This window comes from Aurantimicrobium photophilum (genome assembly GCF_003194085.1).
In the GTDB taxonomy this organism is placed as follows: Bacteria; Actinomycetota; Actinomycetes; order Actinomycetales; family Microbacteriaceae; genus Aurantimicrobium; species Aurantimicrobium photophilum.
The window spans coordinates 445,632-468,443 of the sequence record NZ_CP023994.1; the positions used below are offsets into that span (position 1 = coordinate 445,632).

Genomic DNA, 22,812 nt, shown 5'->3' on the forward strand with positions numbered 1-22,812 from the left:
GTGTTCATGCTGGCTTTGATGGCCTGCGCTTCGGCAGTGGTCACCTTTGGGTTCTCATATGTGATTCGTCGCCTGAGTCTGAAGTACAAGCTCTATCCCAAGATTCGTGAACGTGACGTTCACACCCGCCCCACCCCTCGTTTGGGTGGCGTGGCAATGTTCCTCGGAATCGTGCTGACGTTTGCCATCGCAAGCCAGATTCCTTTCTTCCGTGTCGTCTTCGCTGACCCCGGGCCTGCCCTCGCAATCATGGGGGCTGCGTTCCTCATTGTGGTGGTCGGTGTTCTCGACGACCTCTGGGATTTGGACTGGACCATCAAGCTTGCTGCGCAGTTGGGTGTTGCTGCTCTCGTTGCATGGCAGGGTGTTCAGATTCTGTCTCTGCCCATCGGTGGCATCACAGTGGGTTCACCCACCATGTCGTTCTTGCTGACCATCTTTGTCATTGTTCTGGTGATGAATGCCGTCAACTTCATTGACGGCCTCGATGGGCTTGTTGCCGGTGTCTCGTTGATTTCCAACGGTGTCTTCTTGATCTATAGCTACCTGCTTGCGCGAGAGACCAGCCCATCCAACTACTTCAACCTTGCTTCGCTGATTGCTGCCGTGTTGGTGGGTGCGTGTGCTGGATTCTTACCCTTCAACTGGCACCGAGCTCGTTTGTTCATGGGAGATGCCGGCTCCATGCTGGTGGGTCTGCTCATGGCAGTGGCCGGTATTGCGGTGACGGGCCAGATTGATCCCGGTGGGTTCACGGAGACGGGCCTAGGTAAGTCTCAGTTGCTACCTGCATTCCTGCCCATCATGTTGCCGTTTGCCATTTTGCTGTTGCCTTTGGCTGACTTCTCACTCGCCGTTTTGCGCCGCGTGAGCGCGGGCAAGTCTCCGTTTACAGCTGACCGCAAACACTTGCACCACCGGCTGCTCGACATGGGGCACTCTCACCTGCAAGCAGTGCTGATCCTCTATAGCTGGACTGCTGTTGTTTCCATCGGCTTCTTGCTGTTCTTCATTGTGAAGCCCTATGCCATTGCCGTGGTGTTCTTGATTGTGGGAACGATTGTCAGCGCTGTGTTGACCATCCTGCCTTTGACTCGTCGCCAGCGTGTGGAGAAGACAATCCAGTCGCTCAAGGACGACGCTGTACTAGCGGAATATGACCCTCTGGATGCAGCCAGCAACAAGTTCGAAGACGACGTTCCTGTTCCTGCCGAAGAAATCATTGCCGGTGCTACCGGCCAGATTGACTTGGGCGGAACCGTGAAGCGCGGGTCTTCCAAGAAACCAGCCTCCGTTTCTAAACCCAAGTTCGCAGATGAGAAAGATAAAGACAAGTAGTCATGACTAATCCTGAAACCTCACGCGTTCTTCCTCCCGGTGTTCCCAGCTCTGTTCCTGTGCTGCGTCGCACGTTGGCCTATGGCTTCGCTTTCGCCGCAGCTATTGCTGTGGTGGGCGGAGTCATTGGCCTGCTCGTTGCCGGTCCGACCGCTGCCTGGTCTGCGGTTATTGGTGCAGCAATGGCCGGTGTGTTTCTTGGGATCACAGCGCTGAGCATTCTGGTTGCGGTTCGCTATGACATCGTGGCGTTCTTCGGCATCGTGCTGGGCGCCTGGTTGTTGAAGTTTGTGGCGTTCATCGTGGCAGCGCTTGCGCTGCGCGACCAGCCCTGGATCAACCCGACTGCCCTGTTCTTGTCTCTCATCGCCGGCGTCATTGCCTCGCTGGTGGTGGACGTGATGGTCGTGATGAAGACCCGCATGCCCTACGTTTCAGACCTCAGTCGTTAGCTTCAGTCAGCGGCCTCGCTGCTCTTGAAATATCCTGTCGGTTCGTGTTCCTATTTCTCGGTTAGATGCTCTAAAGTAGAAATATAAGCTTCCTTTTTCTACGTCAGGAGTCACCATGGGTACTTACGTAGAGAGGCTCTGGCAACCAGAAGACACTGGTGGACTCAGCCGCAAAGATCGAGCAGCGGGGCGCTATCTGGCTTATGTTCCAGACGAGCTCAGCCTGCGGTTGCCTCAACTGGGTGAACGCGCACAATCTGCAGCAGAAGATGCATTGGTGGTGTTGGCCCGCGCTGATGAGAGAGTGGGCAGCCGTGGTGGCTATTTGAGCCATTTACTTATCCGCTCCGAAAGCATCTCCTCATCCTGGATTGAAGGTAACCGAGTCACCCCCAAAAAACTTGCTATCGCAGAATCGTTGAGACAGGGGACTCAAGCCGCACTTGATGTTGTGGCAAATGTTCGCGCAACTGAACAAGCAATAGCTGAACTCTCGGAACACACCCGCGAGATCACAACGGCTGACCTGTGTGCGCTTCAGCATGTGATTGAGCCACGACTTGAATATGGGCTCCGCACAGAACAGAACTGGGTGGGGGGATCTGGTTGGAGCCCGCTGAGGGCCCAGTTTGTGCCGCCGCCAGAGAGTGATGTGCCACGCCTCGTTGACAACTTGGCACAATTCATCACCGCCACCGAGGGGAATCCGGTTGTGCGGGCAGCCATTGCTCACGCTCAGTTTGAAACCATTCACCCTTTCGTTGATGGCAACGGTCGAACAGGTCGAGCGCTCATTCACTCAGTGCTCAAAAGAGCAGATGCGGTGAGGAACTCTCTCATTCCCATCAGTACAGTTTTTGCCGGAAATGTGGACGCATATATTTCTGGGTTGACGGGATTCCGCCAAGAACCTGCTTTGTTAGACGACTGGGTCATTGCATTTGCTGAAGCGACGGAACGTGCCGCCGCAAATGCTGTGAAGTTAGCTCAGCTCGTTTCTGAACTAGATGAAGAACTAGCCGAGCAATTCGTTTCTTTTCGGCGTGAAAGTGGTGTTGTCCCCAATGCACCGCGTCGTGATGCGGTGACGGTCAAAATACTTGACTCTCTTGCAGCGGAACCGGTGTTGACTGCGGAGTCTGTCACAAGCAGATTTGGTGTTTCGCTGGCATCTGCACACCGGGCACTGGGAGAGCTTGAAGCGGCGAAAATACTCTCCCGCACCAAGGATCACAAGGGTAAGTTGCTCTGTTGGACTGCTGATCGGTACCTCTCTCTCGTGGCGTTGACAGAACGCAGCAATCGCGTGGGCGGCGTCGATACGCAAGGAAAGAAAATTCGTCTCGGACCGCCGGCTCCCGCACGGGAGCAGTAGGCCAACGCAGACAGAACATTCCGCTGACCGGTAAGTCTTTTTTAGATTGGGTCAGCCGCACTTTTTCCCTGTAAAGTCTTGAGTAATCCCTCGCACCATCTGCGGATCAATCACCCACGTTTCGACAACGAAGCCAAACGAGATTGAACTGCTGGGGGATCCCGCATGTTCGTCGACGCGAGAGCAGAAGCTCCACGCCCCGAAACAGGAGATAGCGCTGCTAGTAAACGCTGTAACCAAGCTCGTCACCTCGACAGAGGGCGACTCGAGCTTTCACGGGCCGTCGATCAACGAGTTCTTCCCTGACGCGATCTTCTTTGCTGGTACTCCTTTCGAGATCAACCGCATCATCCTGATCCGCTTCGTCATGGCAGCGCTGGTCATCCTGCTGTTCTGGCTTGCTACGCGCAACATGAAGCTTGTTCCTGGCAAGGGACAGTCGCTGGCTGAAATGGCACTGGACGTTGTCCGCGTCAACATTGCCGAAGACCTCTTGGGTAAGAAGGACGGCAAGCGCTTCCTTCCCCTGCTCACCGCCATCTTCTTTACTGTTCTGGCTATGAACATCCCGGGTATTTTCCCCGGTATGAACGTAGCCGGTTCGTCACTTGTTGGTCTTCCTTTGACCTTGGCCATCGTGGCATACGTCACCTTTATCTATGCCGGTCTGAAGAAGCACCCTGGTGCGTTCTTGAAGAACTCGTTCTTCCCCCCAGGAGTTCCCTGGCCTATCTACATCATCGTGACTCCGATTGAGTTCTTCTCGATCTTCATCCTGCGTCCGATTACTCTGGCTCTTCGTCTTCTGATGAACATGGTTGCCGGTCACCTTCTTCTGGTGCTCTGCTTCTCAGCTACAGACTTCTTCTTCTTCTCTGTCGCTCTCGACGACGCGGGCTGGGCTCGTTTCTTCGGTCTCGGCACGTTTGCCTTCGGCTTCGTTTTCTCGGTCTTCGAGATTCTTGTTGCTGTGCTCCAGGCATACGTCTTCACCCTGCTTACAACGGTCTACATCCAGCTCGCGCTGGCTGAGGAACACTAACGGGTCTGGCATCCGCCAGTCTCGACCACACGGAAGGAAACAATCGTGGACGCAACATCGGTTCTCGCCGAAATCAACGGCAACATTGCCACCGTCGGCTACGGTCTCGCAGCCATTGGCCCCGCTATCGGCGTAGGTATCGTCGTCGGCAAGACCATCGAGTCGGTTGCACGCCAGCCTGAACTTGCTGGTCGTCTTCAGGTTCTGATGTACCTGGGTATCGCTTTCACCGAGGCACTTGCCTTCATCGGTATCGCGACCTACTTCATCTTCACCAACTAGTCATCTACCCGTTCGACACGGAGGCATCATGCTTCAGGCACTAATCGTGGCTTCAACAGAGGAAACACCAAACCCTCTGTTGCCAGCACCGTACGACATGGTTTGGTCGGCGGTCGTCTTCGCGATCATCCTCATCTTCTTCTGGAAGAAGGTGCTCCCCAACGTTTCAGCCATGCTGGAAGCGCGCGGAGCAGCTATCGAGGGAAACATCGAGAAGGCAGATGCTGCTCAGCGTGAAGCTGAGGAAGCCCTTGCTAAGTACACCGCGCAGCTCGCTGACGCACGTGCTGAGGCAGGCAAGATCCGCGACGCTGCTCGTGCAGACGGCGCCAAGATCGTGACTGAGGCAAAGGATCTCGCGTCAACCGAGGCAGCTCGCATCACTGCGACTGCAAAAACTCAGATCGAAGCAGAGCGCCAGTCGGCACTCGTTTCGCTCAAGAGTGAGGTTGGCTCGCTGGCCATCGACCTAGCTTCGGGCGTTATCGGTGAGGCTCTCACCGATGACAAGAAGTCCAAGGCTCTCGTTGACCGCTTCCTCGCTGACCTCGCAGCTTCGGAGAAGGCAGCTAAGTAATGGGTAGCGCAAGCAGACACGCAATCACTAGCTCCAAGGCAGCACTTGCTGGCTTGGGAGCAAAGGCAAACCTGGCATTGGGCGAACAGCTCTTTGCTGCTGGTCGTGCCTTCGCTGAGTCTGCCCAATTGCGCGCTGTACTAGCTGACCCTGCTGTTCCTGCAGCCGACAAGTCTTCCCTTCTGGGCAAGGTTTTCGGCAAGGGACTGGATGCCACCGCATCCAAGCTGCTGGGACAGATCGTCTCTGATCGCTGGTCGAGCCAGGATGACCTGCTCGCCGGTGTCGAAGAAATCGCTATCCGCGCTGCTGTGTCGGGTTCCAAGAAGAATGAAGCTGTAGACGCTGAGCTGTTCGCGTTCTCTCGTGCCGTGTCGAGCGACGCAGAACTCGAGCTCAGCCTTGGTTCCAAGCTTGGTAACCCCGACGCTAAAGCCGCTCTCGTAGTAAAGCTGCTCAAGGGCAAGGCATCGGCGGCAACTATTGCCATCGTGTCTGCGCTTGTTCAGCAGCCTCGTGGTCGCCGCATTGGCGCCCTGCTCTCTTACGCAGCAGACATTGTTGCGGACCAGGCAGGCGCATCCATTGCAACCGTGACCAGTGCGCAGCCTATTGCTGCAGCGCAGCTCACCAGCCTGGGCAAGTCCCTGGCGAAGGTCTACGGACGCGAGCTCAACATCAACCTCATCATTGATCCTGCGATTATCGGTGGCCTGCGCGTGCAGGTTGGCGATGACGTGATTGATGGTTCAGTTTCGTCCCGTATTCAAGAACTGCGACTCCAGCTCGCTGGATAGCCGGTAACACTTACCAAAACCTCTCAGTCAACCGACTGAATCAGACAAGGAAAACACAATGGCAGAACTTACGATCAGCCCCAACGAGATCCGCGACGCTCTCAAGGACTTCGTTTCTTCCTACAAGCCCACCAAGGCTTCGAAGAACGAAGTTGGCCACGTCATCGACGCAGCCGACGGTATCGCACACGTTGAGGGCCTGCCCGGTGTGATGGCTAACGAGCTCATCCGCTTCGCAGATGGCACTCTTGGTCTCGCCCTGAACCTCGACGAGAACGAGATCGGTGTTGTTGTCCTCGGTGAGTTCACCGGCATCGTGGAAGGTATGGAAGTAACCCGCACTGGCGAGGTTCTCTCCGTTCCCGTTGGCGAAGGCTACCTCGGTCGCGTGGTTGACCCACTCGGTAACCCCATCGATGGTCTCGGTGACATCAAGAAGATTGAGGGCCGTCGTGCTCTCGAGCTCCAGGCTCCTGGCGTTATGCAGCGTAAGTCGGTACACGAGCCCATGCAGACCGGTATCAAGGCTATTGACGCCATGATCCCCGTTGGTCGTGGACAGCGTCAGCTCATCATTGGTGACCGTCAGACCGGTAAGACCGCTATCGCGATCGACACCATCATCAACCAGAAGGCTAACTGGGAGTCCGGCGACACCAACAAGCAGGTTCGCTGCATCTACGTTGCTATCGGCCAGAAGGGTTCCACGATTGCTGCTGTAAAGGGCGCACTCGAGGACGCTGGCGCAATGGAGTACACCACCATCGTGGCTGCTCCTGCATCTGACCCCGCAGGTTTCAAGTACCTTGCCCCTTACACAGGTTCTGCCATTGGTCAGCACTGGATGTACGGCGGCAAGCACGTTCTCATCATTTTCGATGACCTCTCCAAGCAGGCAGAGGCTTACCGTGCCGTATCGCTGCTGCTTCGCCGTCCACCAGGACGTGAGGCATACCCCGGTGACGTCTTCTACTTACACTCCCGTCTGCTGGAGCGTTGTGCAAAGCTCTCTGACGAGCTTGGTGCAGGTTCGATGACCGGTCTTCCCATCATTGAGACCAAGGCAAACGACGTCTCGGCATACATCCCCACCAACGTGATCTCGATCACCGACGGCCAGATCTTCCTGCAGTCCGACCTGTTCAACGCGAACCAGCGTCCGGCAGTTGACGTAGGTATCTCGGTTTCTCGTGTGGGTGGTGACGCTCAGGTCAAGTCGATCAAGAAGGTCTCCGGTACCTTGAAGCTCGAACTGGCTCAGTACCGTTCACTCGAGGCATTCGCAATGTTCGCATCTGACCTCGACGCCGCAAGCCGTCGTCAGCTGGCACGTGGTGCTCGTCTGACCGAACTGCTCAAGCAGCCTCAGTACACTCCTTACCCCGTTGAAGACCAGGTTGTCTCCATCTGGGCAGGTACCACCGGCAAGCTCGATGAGGTTCCTGTTGAGGACATCCTGCGCTTTGAGCGTGAGTTCCTGGACTACCTCGGTCGCAAGACCAAGGTTCTGACCACTCTGCGCGACACCAACGTGCTCGATGACAAGACTGTGGAAGACCTCGAGAAGGCCGTTGTTGCCTTCAAGAAGGAATTCCAGGCGGGCGACGGTTCTTCACTGGCTTCGGTTGGTAAGGAAGAATTCACCGCTATCGATGCTGACGACGTCAAGCAGGAAAAGATCGTCAAGAAGAAGCGCTAAGCGCCTTCTTCACTGACATCAACCACATTTAGAGAAACCACAGGAGAGACATGGGAGCGCAACTTCGGGTCTATAGGCAGAAAATTCGTTCTGCCCAGACGACCAAGAAGATCACGCGTGCAATGGAGCTGATCTCTGCCTCGCGCATTCAAAAAGCGCAGGCACGTGTTCTGCAGTCCACGCCCTACTCGCGTGCGATTACTCGCGCCGTGTCGGCCGTTGCCACGTATTCCAACGTGTCACACATCCTCACCACTGAGCCTGAAAAGATTCAGCGCGCGGCGATTGTGATTCTGGCTTCAGACCGCGGTCTTGCTGGTGCTTTCAGCTCGCAGGTTCTGCGCGAATCGGAGCAGCTCGCAGAGCTTCTTCGTGAGCAGGGCAAGGAAGTTGTCTACTTCCTGGTTGGCCGCAAGGCAAACGCTTACTTCTCCTTCCGCCAGCGTCCCGCTGAGCGTGTATGGACCGGTGGCACAGACCAGCCCGTATTCGAAACCGCCCAGGAAATCGCTGGTGCAGTTCTCGAAAGCTTCCTGCGCGACTACGCAGACGGTGGTGTGGACGAAATCCACGTTGTGTACAACCGTTTCGTCTCCATGGTTTCTCAGGTTCCTCACGTCGTTCGCATGCTTCCTTTGGAAGTTGTCGAAGGCGTGGACGAGCCTGGTGATGACGAGGTTCTTCCTCTCTACGAGTTCGAACCCGAGGCTGACAAGGTACTGGACGCACTGCTTCCGGTCTACATCGAAAGCCGCATCTACAACGCGATGTTGCAGTCGGCTGCGTCCGAGCACGCGAGCCGTCAGCGCGCAATGAAGTCGGCAAGCGACAACGCCGACAAGTTGATCCGCGACTACACCCGTCTGGCGAACAACGCTCGTCAGTCCGAGATCACCCAGCAAATTTCCGAAATCGTTGGTGGCGCCGACGCCCTGTCGTCCGCCAAGTAACACAGACTTTCCAAACCCGGTAAGAGAGAAGAAGAGCAATGGCAGCAGCACCAGCTACTAAGGCTAAGACCCCCGCAAAGGCAGCACCTGCTAAGAAAGCAGCGGCTCCTAAGAAGGCAGCAACCGCAACCGGTCGCATCGCCCGCGTGAACGGTCCCGTCGTCGACATCGAGTTCCCACACGACTCGATCCCCGGCATCTACAACGCCCTGGAGACCACGGTCGTCATCGGCACCGAGAGCACCAAGCTCGTCCTCGAGGTTGCTCAGCACCTCGGCGATGACCTCGTGCGTGCCATTGCCCTCAAGCCCACCGACGGTCTCGTGCGCGGCCAGGAAGTCACCGACACTGGTGCTCCTATCTCCGTGCCCGTTGGTGACGTCACCAAGGGTAAGGTTTTCAACGTCACCGGCGACATCCTCAACGGTAAGCCCGGCGACAAGGTTGAAATCAAGGAGCGCTGGCCCATCCACCGCACACCTCCAGCATTCGACCAGCTCGAGTCCAAGACTCAGCTCTTCGAAACTGGTATCAAGGTCATCGACCTTCTGACCCCCTACGTTCAGGGTGGAAAGATTGGTCTGTTCGGTGGTGCCGGTGTGGGTAAGACCGTTCTGATTCAGGAAATGATTCAGCGTGTAGCTCAGGACCACGGTGGTGTATCGGTATTCGCCGGTGTTGGTGAGCGTACCCGTGAAGGTAACGACCTTATCCACGAAATGGAAGAAGCAGGCGTCTTCGACAAGACCGCCCTCGTCTTCGGCCAGATGGATGAGCCACCAGGAACTCGTCTTCGTGTAGCACTGTCTGCTCTGACCATGGCGGAATACTTCCGTGACGTTCAGAAGCAGGACGTTCTGCTCTTCATTGACAACATCTTCCGTTTCACCCAGGCAGGTTCTGAAGTTTCGACACTTCTCGGTCGTATGCCTTCTGCTGTGGGTTACCAGCCCAACCTGGCTGACGAAATGGGTATCCTCCAGGAGCGCATTACCTCGACTCGTGGTCACTCGATTACCTCGCTGCAGGCTATTTACGTTCCTGCGGATGACTACACCGACCCTGCTCCAGCGACTACCTTCGCCCACCTCGATGCAACCACCGAGCTTTCTCGTGAAATCGCATCGAAGGGTCTCTACCCTGCTGTGGACCCACTGACCTCGACCTCGCGCATCATGGACCCTCGCTACTTAGGTGAAGACCACTACCGCGTTGCGACCACCGTCAAGGCGATCCTCCAGAAGAACAAGGAACTCCAGGAAATCATCGCGATTCTTGGTGTTGACGAGCTCTCTGAAGAAGACAAGATCACCGTTTCGCGCGCACGTCGTATTCAGCAGTTCCTCTCGCAGAACACCTACATGGCGAAGAAGTTCACCGGTGTTGAAGGTTCGACCGTTCCTCTCAAGGACACCATCGAATCCTTCGACGCGATTGCTAAGGGTGAATTCGACCACGTAGCTGAGCAGGCCTTCTTCAACGTGGGTGCAATCTCCGACGTTGAAGAGCAGTGGGCAAAGATCCAGAAGGAAAACGGCTAATCATGGCTTCTTCTCTCCTTCAGGTCAGCGTCGTAGCTGCCGACCAGGAAGTCTGGTCTGGCGCAGCCACTATGGTTGTTGCCAAGACCAGCGAGGGCGAGATCGGTATCCTTCCCGGACACGAACCTATGCTGGCGATTCTCGCCGGCGGTGAAGTTCGCGTCACTGCTGAGGACGGCTCGAAGATCACTGCTAACGCAGCTGGTGGTTTCCTTTCGGTTGAAAACAACAACGTTTCTGTTGTTGCCTCTGCCGCAGAATTGGTTGGCTAACGCTCAACCACACAAACGCTGATGCCCGCGGTTGAAGACTTGCTCTTCCCGTGGGTGTTTGCACTTAAGGACTACGCACTTATGGAAACGCAGTGTTGATTCTGTTGCCACCTTCGGAAACGAAGCGTGATGGGGGAGAAGGTGCTCCGTTGGAGCAGCTACTTGCTGAATCAGCCCTGTCTTTCCCCGAACTCAACCCCATTCGCAAGCGTGTGGTGGCCGCAACAGTGTCATTGGCTCGCAAACCCAAGGTGTGTGCTGAGGTGTTGAAACTCAGCCCCAAGCAAATGGGGGAGGTTGACCGCAACAAAGCGGTCAAGACTTCAACGACCATGCCTGCCATTGATCGCTACACCGGCGTGCTCTATGACGGCCTGGCTGCGATGAACCTTGACGAAAATGCTCGGAAATTCTTGGCAGAGAACGTCATGATCCAGTCAGCGCTCCTGGGCCCCGTGGGAGCGTTAGAACCCATCCCGGCATATCGGCTTTCCTTCGACTCCAAATTGCCTGCATTGGCTGCTGGAAGCCTCAAGAAGGCATGGGCTGAGGCTGGGCGCAAAGCGATTGCCAAGAAACTCAAGGCAGAACCTCAGCTGGTTCTTGATCTTCGCTCTGAGGGGTACTCAGCCCTTGCTCCTCTCGTTCCAGCTGAAAACACCGTCTATCTCCGCGTGGTGACAAAAGGCGAGAATGGCCAGCTGCGAGCACTGAATCACTTCAACAAGAAGGGCAAGGGCGAGTTTGTTCGTGCCCTGGCTAAAGATTCCGCACACACAAGCACCATCACCACCGTTGAGGAGCTCATTACCTGGGCAGCTTCCAAGAACATGATGATGGAGCGCGGAACTGAAGCAACTGCTGAGTGGCCTGCAGAGCTCAACCTCGTGGTTTCTGGAGTAGTTCAGAAGCTCTGCTGATCTGAGCAGTGAGCCAACACTTTTGCTATCATATTTGATAGCAAAAGGAGGCATGGGTGTACGCAGGCAAAGAATTAAATCGAGCCCGCCTGGAAAGAGGGCTTACGTTGCGCAAGCTCGCAGCTTTTGCCGGTACTTCCTCGGCAGCAATCAGCCAGATTGAGACTGGAAAAAGAGGAGTGAGCTTTGAGAGATTACAAAGTTTGCTTAATCTGACTGAACATCGCCTGGTGACCATTCCCACAAAAGCTAAAACGCCTGGCGAAGTTGCAGAGTTCATCCGTGACGCTTTAGTTGCTGAGAATCCTGTGCGTGCGTATCGAGCATTCATCGCGTACAGCATTACTTTGTTGCGCTTAGATCCTGTGGTGCGGTTGGCGTTGACGCTTAATCGGCCTGAGTCAACCGGCGACCCTGTCTATGACGCAGCAATCGCTGCACTCATTCAGCACTGGCTTTCACACGATTCGCTACCAGCGCCCACATGGGTACATGAAGATTCCTTGACTCTTCCTTTTCCAGCTCATTTAGGGGAGCGGGTCCCTTCACATGATGAGGTGCCACCTGCATTTCTTGAACACAATGTGTTGTTTCCCCTTGAAACATTGGTAAATCCCGTCTTCTGAACACCAACCCTCTGAATTCTTCGATATTTCTCTCGAGCATCTGGCTTAAGCGGAGCGGGTGTGGATAACTCCTGAGGCGGTTGTGAGGGAACGGGCATGATTTCTTCATGTCCGATTCCATCTCCCGCATCGTTGGTGCTGTGCGCGCCAAGGCACATGACAGTGTTACCGCGACGTCTACTCTGTCTCCAGATCTTGAGCAGTTGTTGCGAGATGAGATTCTTCGGGATGGAACCCACAACTCAGGCGCTCCCCTCAACGATGAGGAACTTCGTTCTCTCGCTATGGCGGAACTCAATGGATTCGGTGCCCTTCAGCCCCTGCTGGAAGACCCCTCTATCGAGGAAATTTGGATTAATAGCCCCACTGAGATCTTTGTTGCACGAAATGGTGTTTCCGAGCTCACAGAGCTTTCGTTTTCTGAAACTCAGGTTCGCGACCTGGTTGAGCGCATGCTGCAGGCTTCTGGGCGCCGCGTTGATATGACGTCACCCTTTGTGGACGCTTCTTTGCCCGATGGCTCTCGTCTTCACGTGACTATTCCTGACATCACATCCAAGTATTGGGCTGTGAACATTCGGAAGTTCTCGAAGAACGTGCGTGATTTGGCACATCTCGTCGAGAGTGGTTCCCTCACGCGTCAAGCGGCAGAGTTCCTCCGCATGAGTGTTTTAGCCAGGCAGAACATCTTGGTGTGTGGTGCAACGCAGGCAGGTAAGACCACCATGCTCAATGCGCTGCTTCGTTCTTCACGTGAAAACGACCGCATCATCACAGTAGAAGAAACTTTTGAATTGAACTTTGACGCACGTGATTGCGTAGCAATGCAGTGTCGCCAGGCAAGCCTCGAGGGCACCGGTGAAATCACTCTTCGTCGCTTGATCAAAGAAGCCTTGCGTATGCGCCCAGACAGATTGGTCGTGGGAGAAGTTCGCGAGGCTGAGAGCTTGGATCTGCTCATTGCTTTGAACAGCGGACTCCCTGGGGCGTGTTCACTCCACGCCAATAGCGCTCAGGATGCCCTCACTAAGCTCTGCACACTGCCTTTACTTGCCGGTCGCAACATTGACTCCAGCTTCGTTGTTCCCACCGTGGCGAGCTGTATTGATGTGGTCGTTCACTGTGAGCTCGATCGTTTTGGCCGTCGTCGCGTGAGCGAAATCATTTCACCCACAGGTCGCGTTGTTGATGGGGAGATTGAGGCGACAGTTATCTTCCACCTTGTTGATGATGTTTTGGTTGCAACCGGTGATGCTCCTGTGCGCCTAGACAAGTTTGAGCTTACGAACTTGAACCCACGAATCGTGTTGGATGCAGCATGAGACTGTCATCTCTAGAAATACTTGGCATCTTCCTAGGTGCCAGTGCTGGGCTGGGCATTTTTCTCATTGTTTCCAGCAGGTTGTGGCCCAGGAAAGTACAAGTAGAAAAAGTGTCATCTCCCTCCCGTCTCACTCGCGGACTCAACGAGACGGCTTTGCAGTTGGGGATGAAACCCTCTGTTTTGGTTGTTTTGTGCACAGTGTTGGCAGTTATTGGTGGTGCTATAGCGTGGGCGATCACCGGTGTTGCTGTGTTGAGTGTGGTGCTGGCTGGAACTGCAGCAATGCTGCCGGTGATGTTTGCCGCCAGCCGGCGGGCTGTAGCGCGCAAAGCATTGCGAAACCAGTGGCCAGATGTAGTGGATGCCCTGATATCCGCCATTCGTTCAGGTGCCAATATTCCTGATGCTGTGGTTTCCCTGGCGGGTTTCTCTTCGAAGGCCGTCAGCACACCCGTTGCTCTTTTTGCCCAGGATTACAAGGTTTCTGGCAACTTTGAGCTTGCTGCGAAGGATCTCAAAGCTCGTTGGGCGAACCCCAACGGGGATCGCATTATTGAAACTCTGCGCCTGGGTCGTGAACTCGGTGGAACAGAAATCACCACTGTCCTGGGCTCTCTCGGTTCTCACCTGCGAGCAGAATCTGCTCTGCGCCAAGAAGTGGAAGCGCGCCAAGGATGGATTCGTCTGGCAGCTCGCATTGGCGTGATGGCACCGTGGATTGTTCTGGTGCTCCTCTCAACTCGTCCAGAGGCAGCCCAGGCCTATAACTCAGGGGCCGGAATTGTGCTCATTCTGATTGGGCTGGGTGTGAGCATGCTGGCGTATCGCATCATGTCTGCAGTGGGCTACCTCCCAGATGAGAAGAGGTGGCTCGCATGAGTTCGCTCGGTGCGTGGGGTATTGGACTGGGTGCCCTCTTTGGGCTGGGTGTGTGGATCATTCTCACCACGCTGCCCAGATTCCGCAGTGCCTCATTGCAGAGGCGCGTGGCACACATGGTTGCCGACATCTCTCCTCAGGCCTATGCCGATGTGACAGAGAAGAGTTCAGCGCCACTGCCACAGTTTGATTTTGGGGTGAGGAGCCTCAAGGCAAGTCTGGTTGTGATGAGTGAGAAGTTTGCTGGCCCAGCAGATGTTCTCCAGCTAGATCTTGCTCGGGCGGGGTCTGCGCTGAGTGTTTCAGAGTTCCGTGCCCGTCAGGTTACATGGGGATTGTGGGGTGCGGCTGCAGGTCTTGTTGTGGATGGCGCGGTTGCGTTTGTCACTCAGCCCAGCTTTATTGCTTATGTCGTAGTACCTGTCATTGGTTCACTCGTGGGATACCTCAGTGTGCTCTACTTCCTCGGCTACGCAGCGAAGTCTCGCGTGAAACGCATCGAGGCCCAGTTGCCTGCGGTGTGGGAATTCTTGTCCTTGAGCCTTTCCGCAGGAGAAGGTCTGCCTGATGCTTTGCGTCGCATGGCAACCATCGGTCACGGTGACATCACCGATGAATTCCGGGTGGTTGTGCTGGATGTCCAGATGGGTATCCCGATGGCAACAGCGCTGCAGACATTAGAACGCAAGCTCAAGATTTCAGCTCTTTCCCGAGGCATAGAGCAGATCCTGGGTGCGCTGAATCGTGGAACACCGGTGTCTGCTGTTCTTCAGGCTCATGCTCTGGATGCCCGGGAAGACTCCAAGCGCAGGTTGCTGGAGAGTGCAGGCCAAAAAGAAGTAGCCATGCTGGTGCCGCTGGTGTTCTTGATTCTCCCCGTCACCATCGTTTTTGCCGTATTCCCTGGATTACTCGTTATTCAATCGGGCTTTTAGCCCACAACGAAAGAAGAAAGAAATGAACAACATCATTGCTCGTATGAGCGCCAAGATCAGCTCCAAAGTCACAGATGAGCGTGGAGATGTGCCCGGATGGGTCCTCATCACGCTGATGACGGCCGGGCTCGTCGTTGCTATCTGGGCCATTGCGGCACCTGCCTTGGGCACTGTCTTTGATCAAGCCATTTCACGCGTTGTGAGCTTCTAGGACACATCATGAAGGCAGTGTTGGGACGCGTGCTCGAAAGAGTGCGCCATGAAGAGAGCGGCTCGGCTGTGGTCGAGTTTGTCTTTGTGGGCATTCTGCTGACCTTCCTCACCCTGGGTGTTCTGCAATTGGGGCTTGCACTGCATGTGCGCAACACGATTCAAGATGCGGCATCTGAAGGGGCGAGGTGGGGAGCACTGATCGACTCCACCCCTGCAGATGGTGTGCAAAGAACGAAAGAGCTCATCACTACGGCAGTAGGGGAGCAATATGCCAAGGACATTTCTATCGCAAGCCAGCAGTGGATGGGTGCACCTGCCACCGTAATCACTGTCAAAGCTCCTCTGCCCATGATTGGGCTGTGGGGTCCTGCCTCTTCCATGGAGGTGAGCGGGCATGCAGCTACCGAAGTTCTTAACTAATGACGAAGGGTCTGCTTCGCTTGAATTCATCACTGCAGGAATGCTGCTTCTGATTCCTTTGGTGTATCTGGTAGTGGCAGTGGGGGCTGTGCAAGGCGCCACGTTGGCTACTGAAGGTGCCGCTAGACAGGCAGCACGAGTTTATGTGGAGTCTCCAGATCAAGACACTGCCATCAAGAGAGCTCAACAGGCCATTGACTTCGCGCTCGCCGACTACGGCCTGGACTCGAAGCAAGCAGACGTCACCATCACATGCACATCAAGCTGTTTAGAACCAGAGTCGCTCGTGAGTATTGGTGTGGGTGTCAAAGTGGTGATGCCACTAGTTCCAGCTGTGCTCAACCTCGATCAAGCAGCCGTTGTTCCAGTCTCCTCTCAAGCTAGCCAAGTTGTCTCTCGCTTCCACAGAGTCCGTTAATGTTCGGAAAACGTATTCATTCAGAGGAAGAGGGATCTAGCCTGATCCTCATCATCTTTGCTGGGCTCATTGGGCTCGCTGTCATTTTGGGCACGGTGGCTGCCACCAGCCTCTATATCGAGCGGAAAAGACTCTTCACCGTGGCAGACGGCGCTGCTCTCGCCGCGGCTGAAGCCTTCAACTTGGATGACGTTCAGGTAGTAAACGGGCATGCGTCCATTACTCTCACCAGCTCTGCGGTGCGCTCAGAAACTGATCACTACTTACAACTCATCCCGGCGACTGAAAGCAGGGGTGTTTCTGTGGTCTCGGCGGTCACCAACGACGGCAGGAGCGCAACGGTGAGTTTGCAGAAAACCTGGCATCCACCAGTTGTCTCGATATTCATGCCCGAAGGCATGGTCATCGATGTGACCTCCACAGCACGAACAGTGCTGGGCTAGAAACTAGAACGTGGTCTGTAGCTGGCCAACAACCTTGCCGCCACCATAAACATCGGTGTGGAGGCGAGGAATGAGTGCATCAACCTTGCTTTGTTCGAGTGCACCGGCGCGGACCAGGGCTTGCAAAGCAACAATGGGGGCCGTGCGGAGGTTGCCGTCCAGGATCTTCGTGGCAACGGTGGTGCCATCGGGGGTGGAGACAATGAAGACGCCCTCATAGCCAGACTTGGCTGTGAAGCCGAGCTCTTCCATGATGATGACATCGGGCTCCCCGTGGTCTCCCACGATCCAAGGGTGAGCGAGCATCGAGGAGGCCAGTTTCTGCGCAGAATCCTTGATTCCCATGGGAGCAGAATCATCGGCTGTGAGCATCTTGGCAACACCAGATGCCAACTTCACTAGCGGCATGGCGTGAACGGGAGCACCACAGCCATCAACCGCTGTTGAAGTAATAGTTTCACCGGTGAGGTATTCCACGGCTTCCAGGATGCGAACTTGAAGTGGATGGTCGCGGTCGAGATAGTTCTCGGTTGGCCAGCCCTCGTGCTTGCAGGCCAAGAGCATTGCTGCGTGCTTCCCAGAGCAGCAGTGGTAGATGGGCATAGCTCCACCATCTGCTTGGTAAACCTGCTTGAGCATGTCCTTGTTCACAGGCCATTCTGTAGCGCACTTAAGGTCTGCTTCAGTGAAACCGCCGGTTGCCAGTAGTTCTTTCACTAACTCAACGTGTGCTGCGGAGCCGGTGTGACTAGAAGTTGCCAGCGCGGTGAATTCGGGGGAGAGCTCAATGCCCGTGGAGAAAATACCCATGGCTTGGAAAAGCTTCATTGCCGAACGAGGGAAGACCAGCGCGTTGGGATCACCCTTGCTGAAGAGCACCTGTCCTGCAGGGTCCACAACAACTAAGCTTCCGGCGTGGCGGGACTCGATGAAGTCGTTGCGCACCAAGACGGCTAGTTCTTCTGATGTGGCGACGGTGCCGGTTCCAGCCATGTTCATTCCTTAGGTGAAAAAGAAAAGAGGGGTCACTGCGCTAGACGCGGTGACCCCTCATAATCTAGTTGTTTTAGAGAGAAGCGAGTGCCTCATCGAGGACACCGAGGGCGTCTTCGAGCAGTGCATCGCTGGTCTTGACCGAAGGCAGGAAGCGCAGAACGTTTCCGTAGGTTCCAGCCGAGAGCAAGAGCAGGCCGTGCTGGGCACCGAAGGCCACAATCTTGGTCACTGCTTCTGCGTTGGGGTCCTTGGTGCCAGGGTGGACCAGCTCGATAGCGAGCATGGCACCCTTACCGCGAACCTCGCCAATGACGGGGTACTTCTCCTGCAGCTTCTTGAGGCCGCCACCAAGGGTCTTCTCTACGCGCTTAGCTTCATCGAGCAGGTTGTCCTTTTCGATTTCGCTGAAGATCGCGATTGCTGCGGCACAGGAAACGGGGTTACCACCGAAGGTGCCACCAAGGCCACCGGGGTGAGAAGCATCCATGATTTCGGCGCGGCCGGTTACGGCTGCGATAGGCATACCGCCACCGACACCCTTCGCAATGGTGACGAGGTCAGGAACGAAGCCAAAGCCTTCAGATGCGAAGTAGGCACCGGTACGAGCCATACCTGCCTGAACCTCGTCAGCTACGAAGACAACGTTGTTCTTTGTGCACCATTCCTGAATTGCGGGAAGGTAACCATCTGCAGGAACAATGAAGCCACCTTCACCCTGGATGGGCTCTGCAAAGACGACAGCGAGGTCTTCTGCGCCAACAATCTTCTCGAGGTAGGTGATGGTGCGCTTGGCTGCCTCTGCGCCGGAGAGCCCGTCGCGGAAGGGGTAAGAGCTGGGTGCACGGAAGATCGAGGGTGCGGTGGGGCCGAAGCCAGTCGCGTAGGGAGCGTTCTTGAAGTTCATACTCATGGTCAGGTTGGTGCGACCGTGGTAAGCGTGATCCAGAACAGCAACACCGTTCTTGCGGGTGTACTTGCGGGCAATCTTGACCGCGTTCTCTACTGCCTCAGCACCTGAGTTACATAGCATGGTGCGCTTGGCGTGATTGCCGGGGGTGTGCTTGGCCAGAAGTTCTGCAACCTTGACGTAGCCCTCGTAGGGGGTCACGGTGAAGCACACGTGAGTGAAGTGAGCGGCTGCCTCTGCAACCGCTGCAACCACAGCATCGTTTGCGTGACCGATGGTGGTCACGCCGATGCCGGTTGCGAAGTCAATGAACTGGTTGCCGTCAACGTCCTGAACGATGGATCCGTAGGCGTTCTCGATGTAGACGGGAAGTGCAGCACCCACGCCAGGAGGAACAACCTCTGCGCGTCGTTTGTGCATTTCCTGAGACTTGGGACCAGGAATCGCGGTGACAACCTTACGTTCCTGAGTTACTGCAACGGATGCGGGGGCAGAGGTGTTTGACATAGTGCAATCCTAACTTCCCGGGCTGTGAGGGGAGTGGGTGTCGGCATGGAAAAATTCGTGATTTTTCGCAGAGTTAACAATCTTCAACAATGATAGTTCGCACCCGAATGACATGGCTAGAGGGGAAGAGTGGAAAGATGGCTGTTATGCGTCGCGTATTGATCCTTGGCTCGTCTGGTTCCATCGGAACTCAGGCACTGGACGTCATTCGCGCAAACCGTGACCGTTTTGAGGTCGTGGGTCTGTCTGTGGGCAGTAACCGTGAGGTTCTGCACCAACAGGCCACCGAATTCGGTGTGAGCAATATTGCGATTGGCCACGTGGAAGCAGAAGAGCTTGTTCGCTCAGTTGACGCTGACGTCGTGCTCAACGGAATTACGGGTTCGGTGGGTCTTGGCCCCACACTGGCAGCACTTGAAACAGGCAAAACGCTTGCCCTGGCCAACAAGGAAAGCCTCATTGTTGGTGGCACGTTGGTTACTGATCTGGCCAAGCCTGGTCAGATTGTGCCGGTTGACTCCGAACACTCTGCGCTCGCGCAGGCATTGGTTTCAGGCACCCATGCTGAGGTGCGCAGGCTAGTTTTGACAGCATCTGGTGGACCATTCCGTGGCCGTAGTCGTGAATCCCTTGTCAATGTCACTCCGCAGGAAGCGCTGGCGCACCCTACGTGGGATATGGGCCTCGTCGTGACCACCAACTCATCCACGCTGGTGAACAAGGGTCTCGAAGTTATCGAAGCTCATCTCTTGTTTGATATTCCATTCGACCGAATTGATGTCACCGTTCACCCCCAGTCGATCGTGCACTCCATGGTCGAGTTCGTGGACGGGTCCACCATCGCGCAGGCATCTCCGCCAGATATGCGACTCCCCATCTCGCTTGGCCTTGATTGGCCCCACCGTGTTGCGGGTGTGGGGGAGCCTTTGGACTGGACCAAGGCCCAGAGTTGGACATTTGAACCCCTCGATGAGGAAGCATTCCCTGCAGTGTGGCTAGCGAAGCAAGTGGGAACTTCTGGATCAACCTTCCCTGCTGTCTTCAATGCTGCAAACGAGCAGGCCGTGATCGCTTTCCACGCCGGAAAAATTGGCTACCTCGACATCCTCACTACGATTCAACGCGTGGTGGACGAACACACCCCTGAATCGGGTGCGTTAACGCGAGAAGCAGTGCTGGAAGCAGAGAGCTGGGCACGTCGCCGAGCCGATGAAGTCATTGGTGGCTAGCCGTTTCTCGGTTGATTGTCAGACGGTCAGGTTAATCTTTTTCTAATGGATACTTTCTGGCTTTACGTACTCGGCGTCGTCATCTTTGTGGTGGGTCTGGCGATCTCTATCGGCCTGCACGAAATCGGTCACTTGGTGCCCGCGAAGATCTTCGGCGTGCGGGTTGCGCAGTACATGATCGGCTTTGGCCCGACCCTCTTCTCGAAGAAGGTCGGCGAAACCGAATATGGCGTGAAGGCCATTCCGCTCGGCGGCTACATCTCAATGGCAGGAATGTTCCCACCTGGAGATGAGCCCTCGGAATCAAACAATAAAGTTCGTCGTCTTTTCGGCAAGCTTGTGCAAGATGCCCGCCAGGCCAGCGACGAATCCATGGTGGATCTCGATTCTTCGAGAGCTTTCTATCACCTACCAGTCTGGAAGCGCATCATCATTATGGTCGGCGGACCATTCATGAACTTGGTGCTGGCTTTTGTGCTTTTTGCCATTTTGGTGATGGGTTACGGCCAGCCCACCTCCACCACCACGGTTGCCGGTGTCACCGAATGTATTACAACCGACGGTGTGCCTCAGGAATGTGGAACAGATACCGTTCCTGCACCTGGCGCGGCAGCAGGGTTGCTCGCAGGTGACACAATCGTGGCGATCAATGGCGCTGAGGTTAACGATTGGACTTCTGGAACTGACATTATTCGTGACTCGGCAGGTCAGCCACTTACGGTCACCGTGCTTCGTGACGGGGTAGAGAAGAACCTCACCATTACCCCAGTAGCGGCACAACGCCCCCTTTATGATGCCCAAGGAAACCCCGTGCTTGATGGTGCCGGAAATCCAATAATTCAAGAAGTGGGATTTGTTGGCATAGCGCCCACGACAACCATGCAAACACAGCCGATCACAGCTGTGTTCCCCATGATGGGACAGAACCTCTCCAGTGTCACCCACATGATTCTGAACTTGCCCCAACGAATGGTCGACATCGGTGAAGCGGCTTTCGGTGATGCCGAACGTGACCCCAATGGCCCGATTGGTGTTCTTGGAGTAGGACGAGTAGCCGGTGAAGTGGCAAGTACCGACTTAGTTGCGCCTGATGCAAAGGGTGCGACTCTGATTGGCATCCTTGCGTCGCTGAACATTGCTTTGTTCGTGTTCAATATGGTGCCACTACTGCCTCTGGACGGTGGCCATATTGCTGGTGCGCTCTATGAGGCAGCTCGTCGCCAGGTTGCTAAGTGGCGTAAGCGCCCAGACCCTGGTCCCTTCGATACTGCAAAGTTGATGCCTTTGACTTTGCTGGTCATCGTGTTGCTGGGTTCTATGAGTGCGTTGCTTCTTTATGCAGATATCTTCAAGCCTGTCCGCATTTTTGGCTAAACAACTTCAACTGAGACGCGTAAGCTAAAGCCGTGCCAGCCGTGAATTTGGGAATGCCCAAGACCCCTGAAGTCCTTGCTCCTCGCCGTAAATCGCGCCAGATTAAGGTGGGTAAGGTGCTGGTCGGTGGCGATGCCCCCGTCAGCGTGCAGTCCATGTGCACCACCCCCACGACCAACATCAACGCAACCTTGCAGCAGATTGCTGAGCTGACCGCTTCTGGTTGTGACATTGTGCGTGTTGCCGTGCCCAGCCGTGATGACGCAGAAGCGTTGCCCATCATCGCGAAGAAGAGCCAGATTCCCGTTATCGCGGACATCCACTTCCAGCCCAACTATGTTTACGCAGCTATTGATGCGGGCTGTGCTGCGGTTCGTGTGAACCCCGGAAACATACGTAAGTTTGACGACCAGGTCGGTGAGATCGCTCGCCGTGCTAAAGAAGCAGGCGTCAGCATCCGCATTGGTGTGAATGCAGGTTCTTTGGACCCTCGCCTTCTGGAAAAGTACGGCAAGGCAACCCCTGAGGCCCTTGTGGAGAGTGCTGTCTGGGAAGCCAGCCTGTTTGAAGAGCATGATTTCCACGATTTCAAGATTTCGGTCAAGCACAACGACCCCATCGTGATGGTCAAGGCATACCGCCAGCTCGCTGAACGCGGTGACTGGCCACTCCACCTGGGCGTGACCGAAGCCGGTCCTGCTTTCCAGGGAACCATCAAGTCCTCTACCGCTTTCGGCATCCTCCTGGGTGAGGGAATTGGTGACACTATCCGTGTTTCACTTTCTGCTCCTCCTGCTGAAGAGGTCAAGGTTGGTCTGCAAATCCTGCAATCACTGAACCTGCGCGAACGCAAGCTTGAAATTGTGTCCTGCCCCAGCTGTGGTCGTGCACAGGTTGATGTTTACAAACTTGCGAACGATGTCACTGCTGGTCTTGAAGGAATGACTGTTCCACTTCGTGTTGCCGTCATGGGATGTGTTGTCAACGGTCCGGGTGAAGCACGAGATGCTGACCTGGGTGTCGCTTCAGGTAACGGTAAGGGCCAGATTTTCGTCAAGGGTGAAGTCGTCAAGACTGTTCCTGAGAGCGAAATTGTGGCAACCCTGATCGAGGAAGCTAACCGTTTGGCTGCTGAAATGCCTGCTAGCGAAGTGGGCACCGTTCAGGTCATTACGCCCTAATGGACGCTATCTTTACTGGGCCTTTCATCTTTTCGGCCATTTTCTTCTTGGTGCTTATTGGCATCGGAATCGTAATTTTCAGTCGCTTCAAATAAACCCCCTGGGGTATAGCCTC

General features: G+C 55.4%; 25 protein-coding genes. 23 read left to right on the forward strand and 2 right to left on the reverse strand.

Translation table 11 applies throughout. The features are described 5' to 3' along the window. The 20 genes from AURMO_RS02280 (at window position 1) to AURMO_RS02375 (ending at window position 16,503) form a co-directional block, all read left to right on the forward strand. Entirely contained in the window at window positions 1-1,338 is a 1,338-nt protein-coding gene (locus AURMO_RS02280; RefSeq protein ID WP_110232962.1) for an MraY family glycosyltransferase, read from the forward strand. Window positions 1,339-1,340: 2 nt separating this feature from the next. Then, the gene (locus tag AURMO_RS02285) at window positions 1,341-1,790 is read left to right on the forward strand and encodes a Cg1360 family ATP-synthase-associated protein (protein ID WP_110232963.1); all 450 of its coding nucleotides are present in this window, start codon (window positions 1,341-1,343) and stop codon (window positions 1,788-1,790) included. Between the two features lie 115 nt (window positions 1,791-1,905). Then, window positions 1,906-3,165 carry a Fic family protein gene (locus tag AURMO_RS02290; RefSeq protein ID WP_110232964.1) on the forward strand — a complete coding sequence of 420 codons (1,260 nt, stop codon included), beginning with the start codon at window positions 1,906-1,908 and terminating at the stop codon, window positions 3,163-3,165. A 211-nt stretch (window positions 3,166-3,376) separates the two neighbouring features. After that, entirely contained in the window at window positions 3,377-4,207 is an 831-nt protein-coding gene (atpB, locus tag AURMO_RS02295) for a F0F1 ATP synthase subunit A (protein WP_239406872.1), read from the forward strand. Between the two features lie 45 nt (window positions 4,208-4,252). Then, window positions 4,253-4,489, forward strand: a complete 237-nt coding sequence (atpE, locus tag AURMO_RS02300) for an ATP synthase F0 subunit C (RefSeq protein ID WP_096380363.1) — start codon at window positions 4,253-4,255, stop codon at window positions 4,487-4,489. Window positions 4,490-4,517: 28 nt separating this feature from the next. Beyond that, complete coding sequence (locus tag AURMO_RS02305) at window positions 4,518-5,066, forward strand: F0F1 ATP synthase subunit B (RefSeq protein ID WP_110232966.1); 549 nt, start codon at window positions 4,518-4,520, stop codon at window positions 5,064-5,066. Next, window positions 5,066-5,863, forward strand: coding sequence for a F0F1 ATP synthase subunit delta (locus tag AURMO_RS02310; protein ID WP_110232967.1), 798 nt, complete (start codon window positions 5,066-5,068; stop codon window positions 5,861-5,863). The genes AURMO_RS02305 and AURMO_RS02310 overlap by 1 nt, the downstream gene beginning before the upstream one ends. A 58-nt stretch (window positions 5,864-5,921) precedes the next feature. Further along, window positions 5,922-7,562, forward strand: a complete 1,641-nt coding sequence (gene atpA / locus AURMO_RS02315; RefSeq protein ID WP_110232968.1) for a F0F1 ATP synthase subunit alpha — start codon at window positions 5,922-5,924, stop codon at window positions 7,560-7,562. Window positions 7,563-7,612: 50 nt separating this feature from the next. Beyond that, on the forward strand, window positions 7,613-8,512 hold the full coding sequence (locus AURMO_RS02320) for a F0F1 ATP synthase subunit gamma (RefSeq protein WP_110232969.1): 900 nt from the start codon (window positions 7,613-7,615) through the stop codon (window positions 8,510-8,512). A 38-nt stretch (window positions 8,513-8,550) separates the two neighbouring features. Further along, complete coding sequence (gene atpD, locus AURMO_RS02325; RefSeq protein WP_275425171.1) at window positions 8,551-10,053, forward strand: F0F1 ATP synthase subunit beta; 1,503 nt, start codon at window positions 8,551-8,553, stop codon at window positions 10,051-10,053. A 2-nt stretch (window positions 10,054-10,055) separates the two neighbouring features. Then, window positions 10,056-10,325: a F0F1 ATP synthase subunit epsilon gene (locus AURMO_RS02330; RefSeq protein ID WP_110232970.1), complete on the forward strand. Its 270-nt coding sequence runs from the start codon at window positions 10,056-10,058 to the stop codon at window positions 10,323-10,325. 92 nt (window positions 10,326-10,417) lie between these two features. Then, window positions 10,418-11,245 (forward strand): YaaA family protein, encoded by an 828-nt coding sequence (locus tag AURMO_RS02335; protein ID WP_110232971.1) that lies wholly within the window; start codon window positions 10,418-10,420, stop codon window positions 11,243-11,245. 56 nt (window positions 11,246-11,301) lie between these two features. Continuing rightward, window positions 11,302-11,871 carry a helix-turn-helix domain-containing protein gene (locus AURMO_RS02340; protein ID WP_110232972.1) on the forward strand — a complete coding sequence of 190 codons (570 nt, stop codon included), beginning with the start codon at window positions 11,302-11,304 and terminating at the stop codon, window positions 11,869-11,871. A gap of 107 nt (window positions 11,872-11,978) precedes the next feature. Next, window positions 11,979-13,193, forward strand: a complete 1,215-nt coding sequence (locus tag AURMO_RS02345) for a TadA family conjugal transfer-associated ATPase (RefSeq protein ID WP_110232973.1) — start codon at window positions 11,979-11,981, stop codon at window positions 13,191-13,193. A gap of 110 nt (window positions 13,194-13,303) precedes the next feature. Beyond that, complete coding sequence (locus tag AURMO_RS02350) at window positions 13,304-14,074, forward strand: type II secretion system F family protein (RefSeq protein WP_110232974.1); 771 nt, start codon at window positions 13,304-13,306, stop codon at window positions 14,072-14,074. Further along, window positions 14,071-15,009, forward strand: coding sequence for a type II secretion system F family protein (locus AURMO_RS02355; RefSeq protein WP_162532647.1), 939 nt, complete (start codon window positions 14,071-14,073; stop codon window positions 15,007-15,009). The genes AURMO_RS02350 and AURMO_RS02355 overlap by 4 nt, the downstream gene beginning before the upstream one ends. 22 nt (window positions 15,010-15,031) lie before the next feature. Next, window positions 15,032-15,220 (forward strand): hypothetical protein, encoded by a 189-nt coding sequence (locus tag AURMO_RS02360; protein ID WP_110232976.1) that lies wholly within the window; start codon window positions 15,032-15,034, stop codon window positions 15,218-15,220. An 8-nt stretch (window positions 15,221-15,228) separates the two neighbouring features. Next, window positions 15,229-15,642 carry a TadE/TadG family type IV pilus assembly protein gene (locus tag AURMO_RS02365; protein WP_110232977.1) on the forward strand — a complete coding sequence of 138 codons (414 nt, stop codon included), beginning with the start codon at window positions 15,229-15,231 and terminating at the stop codon, window positions 15,640-15,642. Next, window positions 15,617-16,060, forward strand: a complete 444-nt coding sequence (locus tag AURMO_RS02370) for a hypothetical protein (RefSeq protein ID WP_162532648.1) — start codon at window positions 15,617-15,619, stop codon at window positions 16,058-16,060. Before AURMO_RS02365 ends, AURMO_RS02370 begins: the two co-directional genes overlap by 26 nt. Then, a complete protein-coding gene (locus AURMO_RS02375; protein WP_110232979.1) occupies window positions 16,060-16,503 on the forward strand; it encodes a pilus assembly protein TadG-related protein in 444 nt (147 codons plus the stop codon). Before AURMO_RS02370 ends, AURMO_RS02375 begins: the two co-directional genes overlap by 1 nt. 3 nt (window positions 16,504-16,506) lie before the next feature. On the opposite strand, the gene AURMO_RS02380 is transcribed toward AURMO_RS02375, so the two are convergent. Together AURMO_RS02380 and gabT are read right to left on the reverse strand one after the other, a co-directional pair. Next, complete coding sequence (locus AURMO_RS02380) at window positions 16,507-17,496, reverse strand: asparaginase (protein WP_162532649.1); 990 nt, start codon at window positions 17,494-17,496, stop codon at window positions 16,507-16,509. A gap of 73 nt (window positions 17,497-17,569) precedes the next feature. Continuing rightward, entirely contained in the window at window positions 17,570-18,913 is a 1,344-nt protein-coding gene (gene gabT, locus AURMO_RS02385) for a 4-aminobutyrate--2-oxoglutarate transaminase (RefSeq protein WP_110232981.1), read from the reverse strand. Between the two features lie 146 nt (window positions 18,914-19,059). Between gabT and dxr the strand changes: the two genes are divergently transcribed. The 3 genes from dxr to ispG are packed head-to-tail and all read left to right on the forward strand — an operon-like array spanning window position 19,060 to window position 22,697. Continuing rightward, window positions 19,060-20,142, forward strand: a complete 1,083-nt coding sequence (dxr, locus tag AURMO_RS02390; protein ID WP_110234844.1) for a 1-deoxy-D-xylulose-5-phosphate reductoisomerase — start codon at window positions 19,060-19,062, stop codon at window positions 20,140-20,142. A gap of 45 nt (window positions 20,143-20,187) precedes the next feature. Then, a complete protein-coding gene (locus tag AURMO_RS02395) occupies window positions 20,188-21,516 on the forward strand; it encodes a M50 family metallopeptidase (protein WP_110232982.1) in 1,329 nt (442 codons plus the stop codon). 53 nt (window positions 21,517-21,569) lie between these two features. Continuing rightward, window positions 21,570-22,697, forward strand: a complete 1,128-nt coding sequence (gene ispG, locus AURMO_RS02400) for a flavodoxin-dependent (E)-4-hydroxy-3-methylbut-2-enyl-diphosphate synthase (RefSeq protein WP_110232983.1) — start codon at window positions 21,570-21,572, stop codon at window positions 22,695-22,697. The last annotated feature ends 115 nt before the right edge of the window (window positions 22,698-22,812 follow it).